Genomic DNA, 19,738 nt, shown 5'->3' on the forward strand with positions numbered 1-19,738 from the left:
GGGCTTCCCGTAATCAAAAAAACTACACGAAGAAAGGCGATGATAGGATGTCTACACTAAAAGCACTGGCACTCGGAAGTTATTCGGAGGTTAAATATCACCCATTTGCGGGAGTAGACCGGGAGATTGAGCAGATCCTTGCCAATGACCTGCAGGTATTCTCCTCGGAGGATTATGGGCTGCTTAATAAAGAAACATTATCTGACTACAAGCTGGTGATCTCTTATACCGAATTCTCCGATGATAAAATACCGGCGGAACAAAGCAGCGCATTGCTCTCCTATGTGGCTAACGGTGGTGGATTACTAGTGGTACATAACGGAATCTCCTTACAGCGTAATCAGGAGCTAGGCGCTATGCTGGGAGCGCATTTCACTCATCATCCAGAATTCACTTCGCTCCAGATGTCCATACCGGCACGGGAGCATCCCATTATGCAGGGGATCGAAGAATTTGTGATCGATGATGAGCCTTATTATTTTGAGCAGCATCCCTATTTCGAAACAACTGTGCTTATGGAATATCCTCATGATGGGGCAATGAGACAGGCAGCTTGGTGCCATGAATTTGGTCTAGGCCGGGTTGTTTATTTAATGCCTGGTCATCATTTGCCGTCATTTTCCGTAGAGCCCTTTCGCCAGATGATTCTTAGAGGTGGACTTTGGGCGGCAGGATTATTATAGGATATAAGCGGATATACCTGTTGTAAAATAAAACACGAGTCCAACTGCGGGTTAGCCGCGGTTGGATTTTTTTTGTTGACTCTAACATTGGTGTCAGGGTTTATACTGGTGTAGAACAATTCTCATGAACCCCGGGGAGAATGCTATGAAAATAGGTGAGCTTGCTAAACTGACGGGCGTAAGCGTCCGTTCACTTCGTTACTATGAGAGTCAAGGATTAATCTCGCCGATCCGTCAGGCCAACGGATATCGGGAGTATTCTTCACTTGCTGTAGAGACGGTAGAAACGATTAAACTATATTTGAACCTGGGTCTGTCGACAGAGCAGATCGCGGGCTTTCTACATTGTGTCTTGAAGAACAAAGAAGCTTTCTGCGCAGAAGTGATGCCACTATACCGCAGTAAATTGGAAGATATTGAACGTCAGCTTGTAGAGCTGAATCAGATCAAGAGGAATTTGGAAGAACGAATGGCATCTATTCTGCAGGAGCAGGATGAGAGCAAGTTGAGAACGTGTCCACTGGAGAACTTGGAATAGTACTGCTGGTGTTGAAAAATATGAGGAGGAATGGCAAATGTCTATTATAAATGCCGATAGTGCGGATTGGGTGCGGTCAGAAATACGTGGTGGAGGAACGGTACTGGTGGATTATGGTGCGCCATGGTGCCCCCCTTGTAAGGTGCTGCTGCCTGTTCTGGAAGATCTTCACCAGGAATATGGAGACGATGTTTCTATTGTTAAGGTGAATTGTGATGAACTGCCGGATTTGGCTGGAGAAGCGGGTGTTATGGGGATGCCTACAGTCATTGTATATAAAGAGGGGCAGCCCGTGGAAAAGCTGGTCGGTCTGCGTCCGAAAGCAGCCTACCAAGGCATACTGAACAAGGTTCTTCAAGCATAAGGCGATAATTTTAAAGATGAAATTAGGGAGACTCCATATTGTGGGGTCTTTTTTGCGTGCATGATTTACCCATCTTCGGTAAAAAATACGAACACAGTTATAAAGGAGGTGATGAGGGTGTGGAATATTATTCTAGAGATAATTCCTAAATGGAGTGTGATTTTCCAAGCTATTATGATCTTTTTCGTTCCGTTTATTCTAATCCGGATGATGAGTTGGGCTAATGTAAAGGAAGATACGATAAGTACTAGAGCAAAAAAAGCTGCCGGCAGCATAGGTGGTGGGGTTCCTTACGGAGAAGCATCTCTAGGTTCTAGCAATACGAAAAAGGTTACTAAGGCGGACGATTCCGTTGGAATCAGTGAAGAATCTCCTACAGGAGCAAGCTATAGCGGTCAATTTAGGGAGGATTTGCAAAGATTTAAAGAGATGAGCACAGATATGCATGATGTGAGTTTTCGGGAGTTGCGTATCGGAGGTATAAAGCTGCAAGCGGCCCTTATATTTGTAGATGGACTGACAGATAAAGATAAAATGGATCGCAATATTCTGAAGCCTTTAATGGATGCCTATAAGGTTTTTAAGGATCCCCATACGATACCGGAAGCAAAGGATCTAAAAGATATTCTCATTCATGAGATCGTGCTTATTTCGGAAGTTGAGTTTACGGATAATGTGAAGCTCTCCCTTCAAAAGGTATTGTTCGGCTCTGTAGTGCTGTTAGTAGAAGGGATACCGGAGGCTATTGTGCTCAGCACCCCGAAGGGGAACACAAGAGGGATAGAGGAGCCTGAATCAGAAGCTGTCTTGCGGGGATCTCGAAGCGGGTTTAATGAGACGTTAAGTGATAACACGGCATTACTGCGCCGACATGGGCAGAGCACAGAGCTAGCCATGATTTCTTTTACTGTAGGAAAGAGGATGAAGAAGGATCTGGTTCTAACTTATATCAAAGATATCGCGAATGATGAACTTGTCGAAGAAGTTAAACGAAGAATTAGGACGATTGATATAGATGATGTGCAAGAATCTGGTTATGTGGAGCAATTAATCGAAGATAATAGCTTCACTCCATTCCAGCAGATTCAGAATACGGAAAGACCTGACCGCGTAATGGCAGCGTTATTGGAAGGGAGAGTAGCTATCCTGCTGGATGGCACACCCTTTGCCTTGATCATGCCCGTGTCCTTCGGGATGCTGTTGCAATCCCCAGAGGATTATTACGATCGGTGGATGGTGGGGTCGTTGGTGCGCTTACTGCGTTTTCTCGCCGCATTGATATCAATGTTTGCACCGGCACTATATATTTCCTTCCTCTCCTTTCAGCCGGGATTGATTCCGACAAAGTTAGCCATTTCAATCATCAGCTCCCGCCAAGGTGTACCTTTTTCGGTATTAATCGAAGCTTTGATTATGGAGACCTCAATCGAAATATTACGGGAGGCTGGACTCCGGCTACCTAAACCTATCGGTCCCGCGATGGGGATTGTTGGCGGTCTAATCATCGGCCAAGCCGCAGTAGAAGCGGGAATTGTGAGTCCAATTCTAGTCATCGTTGTTTCAGTTACAGCAATCTCCTCCTTCACCATCCCTATGTATAGTGCGGGAATGACGCTGCGTATGCTCCGTTTTATAGCGATGTTTTCTGCAGCAGTCTTTGGATTATATGGAGTTGTGTTATTTTTCCTTTTCCTGAGTGCCCATTTAATCAAGCTAAAAAGCTTCGGCATGCCTTATCTTGGCATGTTTATACCGTATAAGATTAAGGATTGGAAAGATTTTATATTCCGTATGCCACTGCAATTTCTAACAGGCCGCCCTACGCTGTTGAAGCCGAAGGACCCCCGACGCAAAGGGTGAGAGATCGAAGTAAAGGAGGAAGCGAATATGAGTACCGAGGTGAAGGACCGAATTACTGCTGTTCAAGCGACGATCATACTAGCCAATTATACTATTGCGGCAGGGATACTTACACTTCCTCGGACGATTGTAGAGGCTAGTGAAACTCCAGACGTGTGGATCTCCGTTTTTTTAGGGGGAGTAATTACCTTTTTAACAGGTTTAATTATAGTGAAACTTAGCCAACGGTTTCCAGGTCAAACTATTTTTCAATTTAGCGGGAAAATCATTGGCAAGCCACTTGGAGTGATGCTCTCTATATTAGTGATTGTTTATTTTCTGTGTATAGCCAGTTTTGAAGCACGTTCCGTACAGGAAGTGACCTCTTTTTTTCTGTTGGAGGGAACCCCTCCTTGGGCTATTGTTGCTGTGTTTATTTGGATAGCCTTCTATTTATGCAGAGGAGGACTTAATGCTATCACTAGCATGTGTAGGTTGATTGTTCCGATTACTTGGACAGTTTTTGTTGGAGTATGCTTGCTTAGTATTGAAGTTTTCGATATCGATAATTTGCGGCCTTTCCTTGGAGATGGTTTAGGACCGGTATGGAAGGGCATCAGGCCAACCATTCTGACTTTTACTGCTGGTGAAGCGATGCTGTTCGTTGTTGCTTTTATGGATAAGCCACAAAAAGCAGTAAAGGTAATTATTGCTGGATCATGTATATCAACGTTCTTTTATCTTTTAGCTGTTGTAATGACTATTGGTGCGTTTTCTATAGATGGAGTGGTCACAAGAACTTGGCCATTTCTTGATCTAGTGAGAAGCTTTGAGGTGAATTATCTTATTTTTGAGAGGTTTGAATCGCTGCTACTGGTAATTTGGATTATGCAAATTTTCTGCACCTTCTGCATCACTATTTATGCTGCTGCTTTGGGAGTTTCTCAAATATTTCATAAACGATTTAATAGCTGCTTATTGGCTATACTTCCAGTAGCCTATGTAGTTTCCAGAATGCCACCAAATGTGAATGCTCTATTTGCATTAGGAACAGTCGTAGGTAATTGGATGATCGTTTTATTTGGATTAATTCCATTGCCGCTGTTGATCATCGCACATTTCCGGAGGGCGGCTTCATGAAAAAATGGAGAGTGTCGATTACATTTCTTATAGTATGTATTCTGTTGACCGGTTGCTGGAGCAGTACACCAGTTGAGGAGTTAAGTATGGAGATTGGCGTTGCCCTAGACAGTGCGGAGGAGACAGGGGATGAGGAGGCAACACAGCAAGGAGGTGGGGGAAATCCCATGCCTGCCCAAATAATGAGTACCTATCAGTTTACGATTCCTCAAGGCTCAGGAGGGTCAGGTATGAAGTCTGGGGCTTCCCCATCCTCAACCAGAAATTACTATAACATGAGTGAAGTAAGTGATTCTATGTTTGAAGCATTACGGGCACTTTCACTGCGTACTAGACGTACTCCAATCGGACATCACCTTAAGGTCATTGTGATCGGTGAGAAGCTTGCACGCTCTACCAAGTTTTCTGAGTTAATTGATTTCTTTAGCAGGGATAACGATATCCGTCCCAGTGTTCTACTATATGTCAGCAAGGGAAAAGCCAGAGATGTATTGGAAAATGCGCTGCCGGGCCAAACCCCGTCATTTGTATTAGAGGGGATTTTTGTGAATAGAAGTCGGAGCACGAGGATATGGGAGCCGGTTTCAATAGCTAAAGTGGCGGGTCCTTTGCATGGTAAAAGAAGTTTCATGTTGCAGAATGTAATTTCTTTAGAAAAAGAGAAGGAGACAAAGCTGGATGGAGCAGGCGTAATTAAAGGGAAAACGGGAAAGCTCGTTGGTTTTTTAGATGCATCGGAGCTGGAAGGTATGGTTTGGCTGACTGGAAAGGGAGAGGGGGGTGCTCTCAAAGCATACGACCCGTCTAACAATAAGCTCATTACCTATGAAATCAAATCTCTGGGTAGTAAGTATAAAGCTAATGTGAAGGATGGGAAGATCTCTTTTCATGTGAAAATAGAATCTACGGGGAGATATGGTGAGGCTTTTGCCAAGAGTGCAAAGAAGTTACATGACGGCATTGTAAAGGAGGATAAAGCAGTGCTAGAGAAGCATGTCTTAGACATGCTTCAGGTCACTGTGAAAAAAATGCAGAAGGAGCTGCATACAGAGGTTGCAGGTTTCGGCAACGCTTTGCGTATTCAACATCCAGCCGTATGGCGGAGCGTAGAGGATAACTGGGATGAAACCTTTAGTGAGATTCCGATTACCTATGAAGTGAAACTGAATATTGAAGAGTATGGTGCATCAGATACAACGGCTGAATAGAAAGGACCATTTGCAATGTTGTATGGAGCTACTTCGTTTGTGTCTGGATAGGAATGACATCATTATGATGCAGTGCATCGAGCACTTCATCCTTTAATTGCGACGTGAAGGCATTCCATGCTTTTTTACCGATGTCCAGATCTTCACGTCCAATAGCATTCAGTGTTTCCAGCCATAGACGTTTGTCGTTAATCAGCCCAAGTTGATCTTGAATCTCCTTATAGATCTCCTCATGCGCATGGAATTTCTGATTTAATGCAAAATCGGCTGCACTCGCGGTATAACGCAGTTCCTTAGCAGCGATTCTTAGCTGGTGCAAAGCGTCGAAGGCTTCTTTAGATTCGGCATTGTCTTCATGGAAAATAGCTTTACAGGTTTTTTTCTTCTGCTCATAAGCGATCTCAAGCTCACGCATAACAACGTTAACATTCTTTTTGGCGGCTAGGGCTTCAAGCTGCTCGCTTAGGAAGGTCTTCCACTTTTCCTCGAGGTCTTCATTAATTAGTTCAGGCAGCTCCTTAGCGAGCTTCTTGCGGTAAGTTTTGCGCTTGTCCTTTTGGTACGCAATCACTGCCTTTAACAGGTCTGCAGTTTTGGAATCTCCGTTCTCCTTCGCCTGCTTGCGCTTGTTCTTGAAAGATTCTATTAGAACATCTGCATCTCGCACTTTACCTAATCTCTTTTGCGCTTTTTTGAAAATAGGGTACAGGCCTGAAGTGTGCCGCGGATCAAGAATGGATAATAGACTTAGCAGCTTACGGCAGTTCACTCTTGCCTGGTGGATATCTTCATCAGCGAATTTATTTAATGCGTCATGGCTGTAATCCCAAAAGTTGATATAAAGGTGGTTAAGGGCTTGTTCCCATTGCTTTGTTTTGGTTAGCTGTCGTTCTTTGGTCAGCTTGTCTCCTGTCATGCAGCATCACTCCTTAACGTTTGGGATAGCATGAATTTAGGGCTTCCCCTATTATGCTCTGGGGTAAGTCCATTTACTATAAGAATAGCGTTATCATAACCTCATTTCAATTCTCTACTCACAGCATGGAGACAGATCGGTTACAATATTACTATCATTATTTATACGGATAGGCTTGGATCCTTAGCTGGTAGAGAATAGCAGGTCTCGTGGCTCATATTCGGGAAAGAGGGGCTTTGGTGGATACTCGTGAGTATGATTCAATATTTAGTAAACTTCCTTCAGAAATGGGGCTCTTTCAACATCTGAGTGCAAGGGATGAGAGCAAAGGTATAGAAATAGATAGCTTAGAGGATATGTTGGTCCCGTTCGCTTTTGAGGAAACCTTATGCCGGGATGTTGGAGCGGGCATTATACCTCCTAGCTTGCATCTGTGGAGTCATTCTGGTGGTGTAGCGCTTGGACTTCGGGACAGTAAGCTACCGTGTGCAGCTCAGGCGATGCTCACGCTTGAGGCGCAAGGGATTAGAACGGCGGTTAGGCATTCCGGCGGGGCTGCGGTGCCTCTGGATGCAGGGATCATTAATGTTTCTCTAGTTCTGCCCAAAGGACGTGGAAAGCTGGACTTTCATGATGACTTTAAGCTCTTGGCTGCTTTGATCACGGAAGCGGTTGCTATAAGTCATCCACAGGCTGCGGCGCAAATTGAGGCTGGTGAGATTGTTGGTTCTTACTGCCCTGGTGATTTCGATCTGGCCATTGGGGGGCGGAAGTTTTGTGGTATTGCTCAGCGTAGGCAGAACAATGCTTATTTTGTACATGCATTTGTTGTAGTTTCTGGCTCGGGACAAGAACGCGGTGAACAAATTCGTAATTTCTATGCGCAAGCCTCCGGAGGAGACTCCTCACTATCATATCCACGGGTTCGTCCAGAGACGATTGCTGGACTGGGTGAACTTGGTGGACCTGAAGTGGCGAAAGTGTTTGTGGAGGGGATTATTCAGGCTTTAATTCGTCGTGGAGTCTCTCTTAGAGCATCCCGCATTTTGCAGCAAGAGACAGGATACAGCTTGGACTATGATGATCCACGTGTGCTCGATGCAACGCGGGTGCTGCGCGAGCGGTATTCCTGAGGGCTGAGCATGGGTTGGAGTCTGTTAAAAAAGGACGTAACGGAAAGCTGGATAATGCCAGCCTACGTAACGTCTTTTTTAATATTCAACAATGACGCTCTTTTAATTATACAACTCAGGACGTCTGTCCGAAAAAATCGGAAATTGTTTCCTAATCTCACGCACCTGATGTAAATCGATCTCTCCGGTTAGAATTTCTTCCTCTTCAGAAGCCTCACACACAATATCTCCCCAAGGATCAATAATCATTGAATGCCCAGCAAAGATATTGGCAGGATCGCTGCCTGCACGGTTGCAGGCTACAACATAACATTGATTCTCAATGGCCCGGCTGATCAACAGCGCCCGCCAGTGGGACAATCTGGGCAGTGGCCATTCAGCGCAGACGAACAGGATTTCCGCCCCTTGTGCGGTATGGGCGCGAACCCACTCCGGAAACCGGATATCATAACAGATTAGCCCTGCACATAACGTATTGTCTAATGTAAATAGTCCTTTGGCTTCTCCCGGCTGCAGATACAAATGTTCGTCCATCAGCTGGAACAAATGCAGCTTGCTGTATTGTCCGACGAGCTCACCTGATCGATTAAATACATACATACGATTGGTTACACCAGTATCATTTCGGCTAGCGACAGAACCAGCGATGATATTAATGCTGTATTGTTTAGCCAAGCTGGAGATAAATGCCTTGGTAATTTCTCCTTCCGGATCGCCAATATCTTCTAAGCGAGTTAGATCATAACCAGTGGTCCATAGCTCAGGGAGAATCAGACAATCAGGGGCTGCGGAAGCAGCTTCACTTATTTTTTGGGCTACGGCAGCATAATTCATAGCGGGATTGCCAAATGCTATATCCAGCTGAATCAGGGATATTCTCATAGGTATCCTCCTCTTTTATTCAAGCGTATAGCACCGGATGAGGATAAGCAATGTTGATTTTTTAAAAATGATTTGATATATTAGTTGACGGGTCAATGATTATGCGTTAGTATAATTTCATACAAAACAATTGCATGCAATTAAATATAGAAAGGAGGTATATTTTGACGGAGTACTGTCCTGAGGAAGAACATATATTTGAACTGCTGCAGGCCTTAAACAAAGGAATCTCTCCAAAATTCGAACGTTGTGCAGGGATCAGTCCCACACGGCTTCGCCTCCTGCATGAACTGTTTCGGGTAGATGAAGTCAGCCAAATCAGTCTGCAAAAGGAAATGGATATTGATGCGGCAGCCGTCACACGTCATCTGAAGGGATTGGAAGAGAGTGGCATGATCGCTCGCCGCAATAACCCAGCCGATAACAGGGTCACATTGGTCTCATTAACCGATCAAGGTCGGGAAAGAATGGTTAAATATAGCGAAGAGAAAAGGCGGTTTATCGCTACTCTTCTAACAGGTTTTAACGATCAGGAGCGAGCAGTGCTCATTGATATGCTCAATCGTCTGCAATCTAATATCATTCTGTTGTAACTTACAAAACACACTCAAAGGAGAATTAAACATATGAACGCTACACAAACAAATGATTTTCAAGAAATTATTACAGGACGCCGCTCTATCCGCAAATATGATCCATCCGTTAAAATCAGCAAAGAAGAAATGACACAGATCCTTACCGAAGCTACACTTGCTCCATCTTCAGTGAACATGCAGCCTTGGCGTTTTCTGGTCATTGAAAGTGACGAAGCTAAAGCTACCTTAGCGCCTCTCGCTCGTTTTAATAACGTACAAGTAGAGACTTCTGCGGCTATGATTGCCATCTTTGGTGATCTGAACAACTTCGATTACGCTGAAGAAATTTACGGTACGGCTGTTGAACGTGGACTTATGCCTGCTGAAGTAAAAGAAAATCAATTAACCAGATTATCCGCTCATTTCGCTAACCTGCCACGGGAAATTAACAGAGACACCGTGCTTATCGATGGCGCACTTGTTGCTATGCAGCTGATGCTGGTTGCTCGTGCACATGGTTACGATACAAACCCAATTGGTGGATTTGAAAAAGACCAAATCGCTGAAGCGTTTGGTATGGAAAAAGATCGTTATGTTCCTGTAATGCTGCTCTCCATTGGTAAAGCTGTTGATGCAGGTTACCCCTCTGTTCGTCTGCCTATCGATAAAGTTGCTGAGTGGAAATAATTATAAAGTTAGTAAGCCAACACGCTAACATTAACACTAATCTTAGGAGGAATATACAATGATCATTATTCATGCTGTACTTAAAGTTAATCCAGAGCGTCGTGAACAGTTTTTGACGGAGTCTAAAGCATTACTGACTGCTACTCATGCTGAAGAGGGTAACCTTTCTTATGAGCTATATGAGAATGCTGGAGAAGCCAACTCATTTATTATGATTGAGCAATGGCGTGATGCTGAAGCAGTATCCAGCCACAATACGAGCGCTCATTTCACTGCTTTCTCAGCTAAAGCTGGCGAATTCTTGGCTGCTCCTCTAGATGTTAAAGTATTTAGCGCAGAACAGGTAAAATAAGCTGTCTCGATTCTTAGCGAATTTTGTTTAAACCTTAACAGGGATGATCTATAGCCATAAAGGCTGTGGGGCATCCCTGTTTTGCATTTCACCCCGTTTATAAAAAGGAGATCTAGGGTATCTATCCTTACCTTGATTCAAAGGCATGCAATATAAACGATGGGGGACTTTACATATGAAGACACAGAGAAATATGATTGATTTCTTGAATTATTATCTATCCGGCGGATCGCTTGCCCGTATTATGGGTGTAGCAGGAGAAGAGGTGGAGCGTAAGCTTGAGGGGATAGACCTAGAGGCTGCCAGAGCCTATCGTCAGACGCTTGGCGGGGTCATTACGACAAGTCAGCAGCTATTCCAGCTTCCTGGATTTAGTCCAAGCTTACTGGAACAACTTACTGAAGTATTGGGCAGACTAGACTCAGGCAAGCTAAAGGTTCTGGCTCCGCAGACTACGTGGAATAATCAAGTAACACCTTACGTAAATGGTCCAGAGTGTCTAGGAATGATATTAGAGGAGATCAGAAAAGCGCAGCATTATATCCACCTGTCTGTCATGCTTTTTTTTAATGATCGCTCGGGCAATCTGGTTGCAGATGAACTATTTTATGCTCTTAAGCGTGGCGTTAAGGTAAGGGTTATGGTCAATTACACATTGACGGCTTTGGGGTACGGAAATAATCTGGAGTACGGCCAGTTCTCCAAGATTGCTGATCAGCTCGAGAATGCAGGCGCCAAGCTGTTGAATACCTTCAATTCGTATTATTCAGCTATGGAATGGCGGGTGAAACGAAAGGCGCTGGAGCAAGAGGGAGTGCCGGAAAGTATCCTGTTTCTGCAGGATAAAGTGCAAGAGGATGTTGAGGTCACAGGACTGAATGTCATCGATCATCGGAAGTTTATGGTCATAGATGGGGTAACCTCGATTATAGGCAGTGTAAATATTGGTGACCAATATACGTATGAGACCCCAGTGCAGGCATCCTCTGCAATGAGTATAGATGGACATCCACAGGGGATTCCTAGTAAAGAGGCTGAGTGGCATGATGGCTGCTTCCGGATTCGTGGCGCTGCAGCGCAGCCTTTGAATGCGATGTTCTATTCTCGCTGGCTGCTTCTAGGCGGAGATCATTTTGATGTGAATGATGTCTTTTATTATCCGGATGTGGATTATCATTTTGGTGAGGAAGAATGTACGCTGTTAGCAAGCTTTCCAGGTAACCCGGTTAACCTGATTCAACAATATTATCTGGATTTAATTACTTACGCGGCTGAAGAGACTATCATCGTGAATCCTTATTTGATTGATCAGGATTTTTGGGATCGGCTCGGGCTGCTTGGTCCAGAATGCTCGTGTAATTTGAACATTTGTAACCCGCTGGAGGTTAATGATCATCCTACAAATCGCGCGGCGGTAAGAGGCAATATGTATATGCCGTTTATTAACGGTGTTTCCTTCTATGACTACAGTGCCACCGGTCGATTTTCCCATTGGAAAATTACCTATGATCATAGATCACAAGCCGTTTTTCATGGTTCATATAATATCAACGAAAGAAGTGCCTGCCACGATTTTGAGCTGGGAATGCTGGTTAAAAGGGGAGGCCTTTGCAGAGCAGATAAAGTCTATGATCGATTATGACCTGAGTGTCTCGCGGAAGATTACCAGTAAAAGTGAGTTCTTTAAGCATCCTTGGTTACACCCTAGTACTTATCTGAATAAGGCAACCCAGAATTATACTTGATAAATTGGGCTAATTCTCATGATATAATGATCGTTATAAATCATTAGGGTGGAGTATGGGCTATGCAAATCAAAATTACAAAAAGTGGTTTGAAAAAGGACGAGGTATTTTTTCTCACAGAATTTGGGGAGGGCCGGGGAATCTGGTGTGGTGCTCCTGTGAATCCAGGGGCAGAAATGGATGTGGAATTGGAGCTTTCGGAGCTGCTTATGAGGTGGGTGGATATCCATCCTGTGCCTGCAGGTGAGTTCAACATCAGGCTCGAACAGGATAGGGTTATTTTTACGGGCGTGTTGGAGAATATTGAAGAAGATGGCACAGGATTTTTACGAATAGGTGAAGGGTTAGTGATGTTCGAGTGTCTCGGTGAACCTATGGCACTGGGTGTGTTCGTAGAATTGCAGGTCCGTGATGTGCGAATCTATCCCTTCAGTATTTGACGCTTCTTAGGGACTAAGATAACATTAGATTCAGAAAGTTAAGCATGAGGAGTAGAAAGCTATGAACACCGAAATTCAGCAATTTAAGACCGAATTCTTCAAGGCGCTGGCTCATCCGATGCGTATTCGTATTCTGGAGCTGCTTAGCGAAGGTGAGAAGAATGTGAATGAACTGCAGGCTATTCTCGGCTCGGAAGGTTCTGCTGTATCCCAGCAGCTAGCTGTTTTACGCGCCAAAAATGTAGTAACCAGTGTGAAAGAAGGCACCACAGTCATTTATGCCTTACGTGATCCTCTGATCAAGGACCTTCTGGTCGTGGCCAAACAAATATTTGATAACCATCTCGTGAATACCATTTCATTGCTGGAAGGCATGCGCGGCGAGTGAAAATGGAATAGATTAACGTTATTTTGGCGTTGACAACAGTCGCGTCCTAGAGTAATGTTCTTCTTATATTCAAATAATCAGATATTTAAAGAAAAGAAGGTTTGAACATGACAGGGCGGGGTCGTTATAAAGGCTACAACATGAACGCTTTTCGCAAGGATTTGATATCAGGGACAATCGTCGGGGTTATTGCCATTCCTTTAGGGATGGCATTTGCTATTGCTTCTGGTGTAAAGCCGGAATATGGCATTTATACGACAATCGTTGCCGGCATATGTATTTCATTGTTCGGGGGATCGAAATTTCAGATTGGTGGACCGACAGGTGCATTTATTCCTATCTTGTTCGCCATTGGGATGCAGTATGGTTATGAGAACCTGCTGTTAGCGGGGATGATGGCGGGGGTTATTTTAGTCCTCATGGGATTGTTAAGGCTGGGTGTACTGATTAAATTTATTCCGAAGCCGGTCACGATTGGTTTCACAGCAGGAATAGCGGTTATTATCTTCACCGGACAGATTGCTAACTTCCTTGGGTTAAGGGATATTGAACGGCACGAGAGCTTTGTAGATAACATGAAAGAAATTGGACTTCATCTATCGACGATCAATGGATATAGTATCCTGACCGCCGCGATTTGCCTGGCCGTTGTTATCCTAGCGATTCGCTTCGCTCCGAAGGTGCCGGGTTCATTGGTCGGTCTTCTTTGTGCGACTGTCATAGCAGCGTTATTTTTTAGCGGTAAGGTGACTACGATTGGTTTGGCCTATGGGAATATCCCTAATACACTGCCAAGCTTCCGTTTTCCGACCATTACCTGGGAGCGGATTATACTGCTGATTCGTCCGGCCTTTATCATCGCGATGTTGGGTGCTATTGAATCCTTATTGTCAGCTGTCGTAGCTGATGGGATGACGGGCAGCCGCCATAACAGCAACCGTGAACTGATTGGTCAGGGAATCGCCAATATTGCAGCTCCATTGTTTGGAGGAATTCCAGCCACGGGTGCCATTGCCAGAACCGCCACAAATATCAAAAGCGGCGCAGTTTCTCCGATCTCAGGGATCGTTCATGGGGTAGTGGTATTCCTAATTCTTCTGTTGTTTGCACCCTATGCTTCTAGTATTCCGTTGGCAGCGATGGCTCCTATCTTGATGGTAGTAGCTTGGAATATGAGTGAGCGTAAACAATTTTTTCATTTGCTTAAAATCAAAACAGGTGATTCTTTGGTGTTATTCATCACCTTCTTGTTGACGATATTTGCAGATTTAACGCTGGCCGTAGAGGTGGGATTGATTCTTGCGGTGATTTTGTTTGTGAAACGGATGGGAGAGGTTCATCTGGTATCCAAAGTATTGCCTGATCCTAATTCCGTCAAGGTAGGAGCACATATGGTAACGGAGAGTCATGATTGTCCGCAGATCGGGATTTATACCGTGGAAGGGCCGCTGTTTTTTGGCGCTGCGTATAGATTTGATGACACCATGCCGGGTTATGGCTCCGATCAGCCGAAAATTATATTAATGCGGATGGGAAAAGTGCCATTCATGGATACTACGGGCGAATCCAATCTGGCGGAGCTGGTGCGGCATCTCCATGCTGTTGGAGGGAAACTGATGATCTCAGGTGTTCAGCCGCAGCCGCTTGAGCTACTTAAGAGAACCGGGCTATATGACAAAATAGGAGAGGCACAGTTCTATCATCATACCGGTGAAGCGATCAATGAAGCTCTTAGCAGTATTAATCACAATAAATGTATCGGATGCAGTCATGCGGCGTTTAGGGAGTGTACGGCATTATCCTGTCAGGAGGATGCAGGTGGACTACGAGGTCTGACAGGACGCAAGAAGCCAGCATTGCCTCTGAACTAATCAGCGGTACTTGAGCTTAATAAATAAAGTCGGCCTGGGCGCTATTCTTGCGTCTGGGCTTTTGTATTAAAATTGGACTTCGGAATTCTGAATTTGTACAATTAGGTATAAGTTTAATGTAATCAATATCGATAAGGAGAATATAAGCTCATGAAGGAATTGAATTATCCGAAGGTGTTTATGCTCTTGGCGGGATTGTCTGTCGCTACATTGGCGGTATATCGTGTAGTGTCACTTCAGACGGATTCGTTTTACGGTTTTTTAATTTGGAATTTGTTCTTAGCTTGGATTCCATTTTTATTCTCCATGGCTGCTTATGAGCTAGACAAAAGGAAGATAGGCGGTCTATTACTTCTTCCTTTGGGTGTCGCGTGGCTGCTGTTCTTTCCCAACGCGCCTTATCTCATGACTGACCTGGTGCATTTAACGGTAAGAAAAAGTAGATATATCGTGGAGGGAGCCATTCAGAATCGCTACTGGTATGACTTGGTCACTCTTTTATTGTTCACCTGGAGTGGATGGTTGACCGGTTTTTTCTCATTGTATCAGTTCCAGACGGTCATTTATCGTAAAAGCAACCTGCTGTGGTCATGGGTATTCGTGCTTGCGGCATGTATGCTCGGGGGATATGGTGTACTGCTTGGCCGAGTCTACAGACTCAATAGCTGGGACGTCCTGACGGACAGGCATCAGTTGTATCAACTTGTTCTGGATAGCCTGAATCTCCAGTCCGTATTTTTCAGCTTGTTCATTGCCTTTGTCCTGCTGGTCATTTACGCGACGATGTATTGTCTACTCAATGCCCTTGGCACAGGAGAAAGACGAAGAGTTACCAGAGGGTACTAATCGGCACACTCCGGCTCAAACTGGAATTGCTTCAGATCTACCACACCTTTTTCATTAAAACTAACTCCCTCTCCCTGTAGATAGAGCCTCTGGAGGGAGTTAGACTCATCCTCAGTTAGTGCGATCATTCCCTTAGCATTAATGACCCGATGCCAGGGCAGCTTATATTTTTTGCTCATGGAATGAAGGATGCGAACGACCTGCCTCGCTCCTCTTGGGCTGCCTGCCGCGCGGGCAACTCCTCCGTAAGTCATCACTTTACCTTCTGGTATAGACTGTATGATATGAATAACTCTCTCAGTAAATGGTGTCATAGCAAGCTCAAGCTCCTATATCTTATTTTTATCCAATGAACAACAGATAAATCAATTCTAAACGAAACGGGGGACGAACAGGAGGATTTTTTGAGAATAGCAAAAAAGGGGTTGCAAAGCAATAAATACGCGTGGTATATTTTAACTGTAAAAATAATCTAAACGTTTAACAACGTGATTAAAAGAGTTCCCATAATAAGATAGGAGAAGGTGTAATGAGGAAAACCAGCATTAAAGACATAGCCGCAAAGGCTAATGTTTCGATTGCTACAGTCTCCTATGTGCTTAATGGTACCCGCAATGTACGTTCCGATACAAGGGAACGAGTTGTTGCAGCCATTGAGGAGTTGAATTATAAGCCGAATGCTATTGCGAAGAGTCTCAAACTCAACCGTACGAATACAATAGGTGTTATTGCAGAAGATGTGACGGTATTTAACACCCCCGATATTATCGATGGAATTAATGATTTTGGAGATCGTAATGATTTGCATATTTTACTGGTGAATCTTCGTTTGGACAAGCGTATCGGCCGTAACTTCTCGAATACGGAAGACTATCGAAAGTATGCCGCTAATGCGGTTGCCGAACTGCTCAGTAATCAAGTGGATGGGATTATTTATATCGGTGTTCATCCCCGTGATTTAACGGGTTTAATCGATACGGAAGGTAAGCCTATTGTGTATACCTACTCTTACACACAGGACGATATCTCTATCCAGTATAATGATGAGCAAGCTGCTTACCAAGCCATGTCCTACTTGGTTAACCAAGGACATAGCAGAATTGCTGTAATCAGTGGTTTGATGGATTCAATCCCTTCCAGATTAAGACTGAACGGTTATTACAAGGCCGTTACTGAATATCAATTACCGTTCGATCCACTGTTAATTAAGATGGGAGACTGGGAGAGGGAATCAGGGTATCGTCTTACCTCCGAGTTGCTCGCTTTGCCGGAGCCTCCAACCGCGATTCTTTCCATGAATGATGTAATGGTTGTAGGTATTTTGCAGGCGGCAGAGGAAAAAGGGTTTAAAATACCGGATGATCTGTCGGTTGTCGGTTTTGATAATCGTGAATTCAGTGATTACTTACGCCCGCGTATAACAACAATGGGACTTCCGCTACATGAGATGGGCTATCAAGCTATTGAGGTTTTGTTCAATTTAATCAAGGGGACGAAGATGGATTCACTGACCATGCCGGAGTGCCGGTTGATCGAACGTGATTCTGTGGCTACGTTAAAAAATGCTGTGAGACAAAAATAAGTTTCACAGCTCCTTTTTCCTCATAAATCTAAACGTTTAACTTAAAATATTGAAGAGGTGCTAGGCAATGACGATTCTAGGCAACGAAAATTTCAGGATGGAGCTAAGCGACCGCGGAGCACTTCAGTCTCTGATATTACAGGGCGACCCTAGTGAAATGAACTGGGTAGTTGATCCGTCTTATTTGGAAGAGGCAGGTTATGCGGATACAGATAAGCTATTCGGAGAATGGACAATAGAGCTAGACGGCAATATCATAAAAAGCACTGATCTGTTGCCCAAAATCACGCCAGAAGGAAAAAACCGTGTATTTGTGGATTTTGAAGGCGCGCCGATTGCAATCAGACTTACATATTCTTTGGAAGATGAGCGACTAAGATGGACTATTGAAGCTACGAACCGCTCAACACAGTCTGTAAGAATTAATGGACTTCATGTGTGGTTTTCGTTCGCTTATATCATGTACAGAGATGAAAATGTGCAGCGCAATATGAGTCAGTCCTGTGCAGTATTCCCCCATCTTGGTGGAGATTTCGCTAAAATTGCTGCCATTCGACGGAGCAACGAAGCACCACATCTGGGTGTTTATGGTGTTCAGGGCAGAACAGTAACCCTAGGTACTTATTGTAGTTATAAGAATCGTTTTCTTGAGCAGGTTTCCCCTTCTTTGGATGGTCTGCTGTATCATCGGCTATCGTTGGTGGAGGACGGATCATCTATGACCGAATCTGCAGCTGCCGACTGGATATATGGTGGCGCTTACAGTCCGCTGGATCTTGACGCTGGAGAAACCTCCAGCTGGGAATACATATTCCATCCCTGTCAGAATCGAGATGATTTCTATAGGCAGGGTATGGCCTATGGACATCCGCGCTGGAGCTATACGCCTGTATTAACCCGGGGAGGAAGGTTCGAAGCTGTTGTTGATCTGCCGCAGGGCCAGGCTCTACGTGAGCTGCGTTTGTATAGCACTTCACCGGCAACGGAGCTGATCCGCCAGGAGAATATTACGAACGAAGCTGTACGGTTGGAGTCAGGCAGCAGCTATAACATATCTTTACAGCGTTTGGAGCCGGGAGAACATAAGCTGGAGCTGGGGCTAGAAGATGGACGGACCGATATCCTGGTCTGGAATGTACTGGAGTCGATTGACCGGATTCTGGAAAAGAGAGCCGAGTGGTTGGTAAATAACAACTTTGGAGGGACAGGTGAGGCTGAGAGGCCATATGCCTTCCGTCCGCTATCGAATCAGGGAGAATCGCTGGGTAAGGTTGCTTTTCTTCTGATGAAGAATAGCATGGCCAAGGCTGTCCCCGAACAAGTAGCTAAGGCCGAGATTGCCGCAGTATTGGATGTGAAGGAGCATTGGTTTGAAGGCGGAGATTTCAATCATCCGCGTCCCTTGTATGGAGAATTCTACCGCATTTATGATCTGGATTATATTGGGCATGTCTTTTATCTATTGTCACGAATGGATGGTTCATTACTTAAAATTCATTCTCCTAGAGAATATCTACAATGGGCTGCCGAAATCATGTGCCTTCGCCTAGACCCTGATCGGCATAGTGGGCAGCGCGAGCAGGATGAGAGCCGTCTAAATGGTATATTTGTGCTCTATATTCTTGATTTATTAGAGGCACTGAAGCAGAGCGGTCTTTCAGAAGAGTATAAACGTCTACTTACCTTATGGGAGCAATTTGGCAGAAATCTGGAGACAGGGATACAGCAGTATGAGGGAGCTATAACGGAGCATTTTTACGATAATGCAGGATTTGGTCCTACCTGTGAAACATTGTGTCACCTTGGAAATAAAGAGGAGGCTCAGCGTTATGGGCAACTAATTTTGGCAAATATCGGATTCAGCAATGATTACAGAGTGCAGAATCCGGATCGCTGGTGGGAAGCTTTGTCGTATATGATTCATTCCCTTTGGGGTGGATTGGTAGCAGGAGCATCCCGGGTTGCCTATGAATTCCTTGGAGACCCTGAATATTTGGAAGCCGCTTACCGTTCTACGATGGCAGTATTCAATTGTTACGATTGGAATGTACGCTCTACTCCACGCCGTTTGTTGCCTGGAGAGGCAGCCTCTACATATAGTGTGGCAGCTCCTAACCTGAACATGCCAGAATTGTCGCGAAACCGTTTTGGGCAATCCGTATTTGTGGGGGCAAGTGATTCCTTGTTTGCTTCGCTGTTCTCGGGTGTGACAGGAGATGATTGGGATATGGGGGAGGAGCTAGTGGCCTATCTAATGGGCTTCGGGACAACCACATATTTGTACAGGGATCCACGCGGAAAGATGCGCTGTATTAACGGTTATATTGAAGAAGACTCGGAGGGCTGGATCGTAACAAGTTACGCTGCATATCCGTCAAAATATGTGCTGCTTGAGGATAAGCTCGAATATCGCACAACTGAGGGGATACTAGAGCCTCGCGTAAGACTGGCAGGCGGAGGAATATTCAGCCCTTGTCTGTAATCGCTAAGAATGACAAACCATGATGATTTTAGGCTAAAGCTTTAAATGCTTGGCTTGAAATAAATAG

At 44.6% G+C, this 19,738-nt stretch carries 20 protein-coding genes; 17 read left to right on the forward strand and 3 right to left on the reverse strand.

Going from position 1 to position 19,738, the window contains the following annotated elements; translation table 11 throughout:
- Nucleotides 1-47 precede the first annotated feature (47 nt).
- The 6 genes from MHI32_RS03060 to MHI32_RS03085 all read left to right on the forward strand — a co-directional run bounded on the left by MHI32_RS03060 (nucleotide 48) and on the right by MHI32_RS03085 (nucleotide 5,772).
- Complete coding sequence (locus MHI32_RS03060) at nucleotides 48-683, forward strand: ThuA domain-containing protein (RefSeq protein ID WP_076185171.1); 636 nt, start codon at nucleotides 48-50, stop codon at nucleotides 681-683.
- Nucleotides 684-828: 145 nt separating this feature from the next.
- Nucleotides 829-1,221, forward strand: coding sequence for a MerR family transcriptional regulator (locus tag MHI32_RS03065; RefSeq protein WP_076307920.1), 393 nt, complete (start codon nucleotides 829-831; stop codon nucleotides 1,219-1,221).
- A 37-nt stretch (nucleotides 1,222-1,258) separates the two neighbouring features.
- Entirely contained in the window at nucleotides 1,259-1,585 is a 327-nt protein-coding gene (locus tag MHI32_RS03070; RefSeq protein ID WP_076124458.1) for a thioredoxin domain-containing protein, read from the forward strand.
- A gap of 111 nt (nucleotides 1,586-1,696) precedes the next feature.
- The gene (locus tag MHI32_RS03075) at nucleotides 1,697-3,445 is read left to right on the forward strand and encodes a spore germination protein (protein ID WP_143763881.1); all 1,749 of its coding nucleotides are present in this window, start codon (nucleotides 1,697-1,699) and stop codon (nucleotides 3,443-3,445) included.
- Between the two features lie 27 nt (nucleotides 3,446-3,472).
- Nucleotides 3,473-4,564 carry a GerAB/ArcD/ProY family transporter gene (locus tag MHI32_RS03080; protein ID WP_076179795.1) on the forward strand — a complete coding sequence of 364 codons (1,092 nt, stop codon included), beginning with the start codon at nucleotides 3,473-3,475 and terminating at the stop codon, nucleotides 4,562-4,564.
- Nucleotides 4,561-5,772: a Ger(x)C family spore germination protein gene (locus MHI32_RS03085; protein WP_339171042.1), complete on the forward strand. Its 1,212-nt coding sequence runs from the start codon at nucleotides 4,561-4,563 to the stop codon at nucleotides 5,770-5,772. The genes MHI32_RS03080 and MHI32_RS03085 overlap by 4 nt, the downstream gene beginning before the upstream one ends.
- 28 nt (nucleotides 5,773-5,800) lie before the next feature.
- Here MHI32_RS03085 and MHI32_RS03090 read toward each other — a convergent pair whose 3' ends face one another.
- The gene (locus MHI32_RS03090; protein ID WP_340011863.1) at nucleotides 5,801-6,688 is read right to left on the reverse strand and encodes a CHAD domain-containing protein; all 888 of its coding nucleotides are present in this window, start codon (nucleotides 6,686-6,688) and stop codon (nucleotides 5,801-5,803) included.
- A 239-nt stretch (nucleotides 6,689-6,927) separates the two neighbouring features.
- On the opposite strand from MHI32_RS03090, the gene MHI32_RS03095 reads away from it, so the two are divergent.
- Entirely contained in the window at nucleotides 6,928-7,821 is an 894-nt protein-coding gene (locus MHI32_RS03095) for a hypothetical protein (RefSeq protein ID WP_340011864.1), read from the forward strand.
- A 102-nt stretch (nucleotides 7,822-7,923) separates the two neighbouring features.
- Here MHI32_RS03095 and MHI32_RS03100 read toward each other — a convergent pair whose 3' ends face one another.
- Nucleotides 7,924-8,703 carry a carbon-nitrogen family hydrolase gene (locus MHI32_RS03100; RefSeq protein WP_340011865.1) on the reverse strand — a complete coding sequence of 260 codons (780 nt, stop codon included), beginning with the start codon at nucleotides 8,701-8,703 and terminating at the stop codon, nucleotides 7,924-7,926.
- Between the two features lie 164 nt (nucleotides 8,704-8,867).
- On the opposite strand from MHI32_RS03100, the gene MHI32_RS03105 reads away from it, so the two are divergent.
- From MHI32_RS03105 to MHI32_RS03140, 8 genes are all read left to right on the forward strand, one after another.
- Entirely contained in the window at nucleotides 8,868-9,296 is a 429-nt protein-coding gene (locus MHI32_RS03105; RefSeq protein WP_076304354.1) for a MarR family transcriptional regulator, read from the forward strand.
- A gap of 33 nt (nucleotides 9,297-9,329) precedes the next feature.
- On the forward strand, nucleotides 9,330-9,965 hold the full coding sequence (locus MHI32_RS03110) for a nitroreductase family protein (protein ID WP_076101373.1): 636 nt from the start codon (nucleotides 9,330-9,332) through the stop codon (nucleotides 9,963-9,965).
- A 58-nt stretch (nucleotides 9,966-10,023) separates the two neighbouring features.
- Nucleotides 10,024-10,317 carry a putative quinol monooxygenase gene (locus MHI32_RS03115; protein WP_076282503.1) on the forward strand — a complete coding sequence of 98 codons (294 nt, stop codon included), beginning with the start codon at nucleotides 10,024-10,026 and terminating at the stop codon, nucleotides 10,315-10,317.
- A gap of 175 nt (nucleotides 10,318-10,492) precedes the next feature.
- Nucleotides 10,493-11,959: a phosphatidylserine/phosphatidylglycerophosphate/cardiolipin synthase family protein gene (locus tag MHI32_RS03120; protein ID WP_340011866.1), complete on the forward strand. Its 1,467-nt coding sequence runs from the start codon at nucleotides 10,493-10,495 to the stop codon at nucleotides 11,957-11,959.
- A 165-nt stretch (nucleotides 11,960-12,124) separates the two neighbouring features.
- On the forward strand, nucleotides 12,125-12,502 hold the full coding sequence (locus MHI32_RS03125; RefSeq protein ID WP_076279647.1) for a hypothetical protein: 378 nt from the start codon (nucleotides 12,125-12,127) through the stop codon (nucleotides 12,500-12,502).
- Nucleotides 12,503-12,563: 61 nt separating this feature from the next.
- On the forward strand, nucleotides 12,564-12,890 hold the full coding sequence (locus tag MHI32_RS03130; RefSeq protein WP_036676741.1) for a metalloregulator ArsR/SmtB family transcription factor: 327 nt from the start codon (nucleotides 12,564-12,566) through the stop codon (nucleotides 12,888-12,890).
- Nucleotides 12,891-12,997: 107 nt separating this feature from the next.
- On the forward strand, nucleotides 12,998-14,761 hold the full coding sequence (locus MHI32_RS03135; protein ID WP_340011867.1) for a SulP family inorganic anion transporter: 1,764 nt from the start codon (nucleotides 12,998-13,000) through the stop codon (nucleotides 14,759-14,761).
- A gap of 150 nt (nucleotides 14,762-14,911) precedes the next feature.
- Entirely contained in the window at nucleotides 14,912-15,607 is a 696-nt protein-coding gene (locus MHI32_RS03140; RefSeq protein ID WP_038568569.1) for a DUF1361 domain-containing protein, read from the forward strand.
- Here MHI32_RS03140 and MHI32_RS03145 read toward each other — a convergent pair.
- On the reverse strand, nucleotides 15,604-15,921 hold the full coding sequence (locus MHI32_RS03145; RefSeq protein WP_076124439.1) for an MGMT family protein: 318 nt from the start codon (nucleotides 15,919-15,921) through the stop codon (nucleotides 15,604-15,606). The two genes, MHI32_RS03140 and MHI32_RS03145, sit on opposite strands and share 4 nt — an antisense overlap.
- Nucleotides 15,922-16,136: 215 nt before the next feature.
- Between MHI32_RS03145 and MHI32_RS03150 the strand changes: the two genes are divergently transcribed.
- On the forward strand, nucleotides 16,137-17,189 hold the full coding sequence (locus tag MHI32_RS03150) for a LacI family DNA-binding transcriptional regulator (protein WP_076193723.1): 1,053 nt from the start codon (nucleotides 16,137-16,139) through the stop codon (nucleotides 17,187-17,189).
- A 67-nt stretch (nucleotides 17,190-17,256) separates the two neighbouring features.
- Nucleotides 17,257-19,671, forward strand: coding sequence for a hypothetical protein (locus tag MHI32_RS03155; protein WP_340011868.1), 2,415 nt, complete (start codon nucleotides 17,257-17,259; stop codon nucleotides 19,669-19,671).
- Nucleotides 19,672-19,738 lie beyond the last annotated feature (67 nt).

It is taken from the genome of Paenibacillus sp. FSL H7-0690 (assembly GCF_037980415.1).
In the GTDB taxonomy this organism is placed as follows: Bacteria; Bacillota; Bacilli; order Paenibacillales; family Paenibacillaceae; genus Paenibacillus_AQ; species Paenibacillus_AQ odorifer.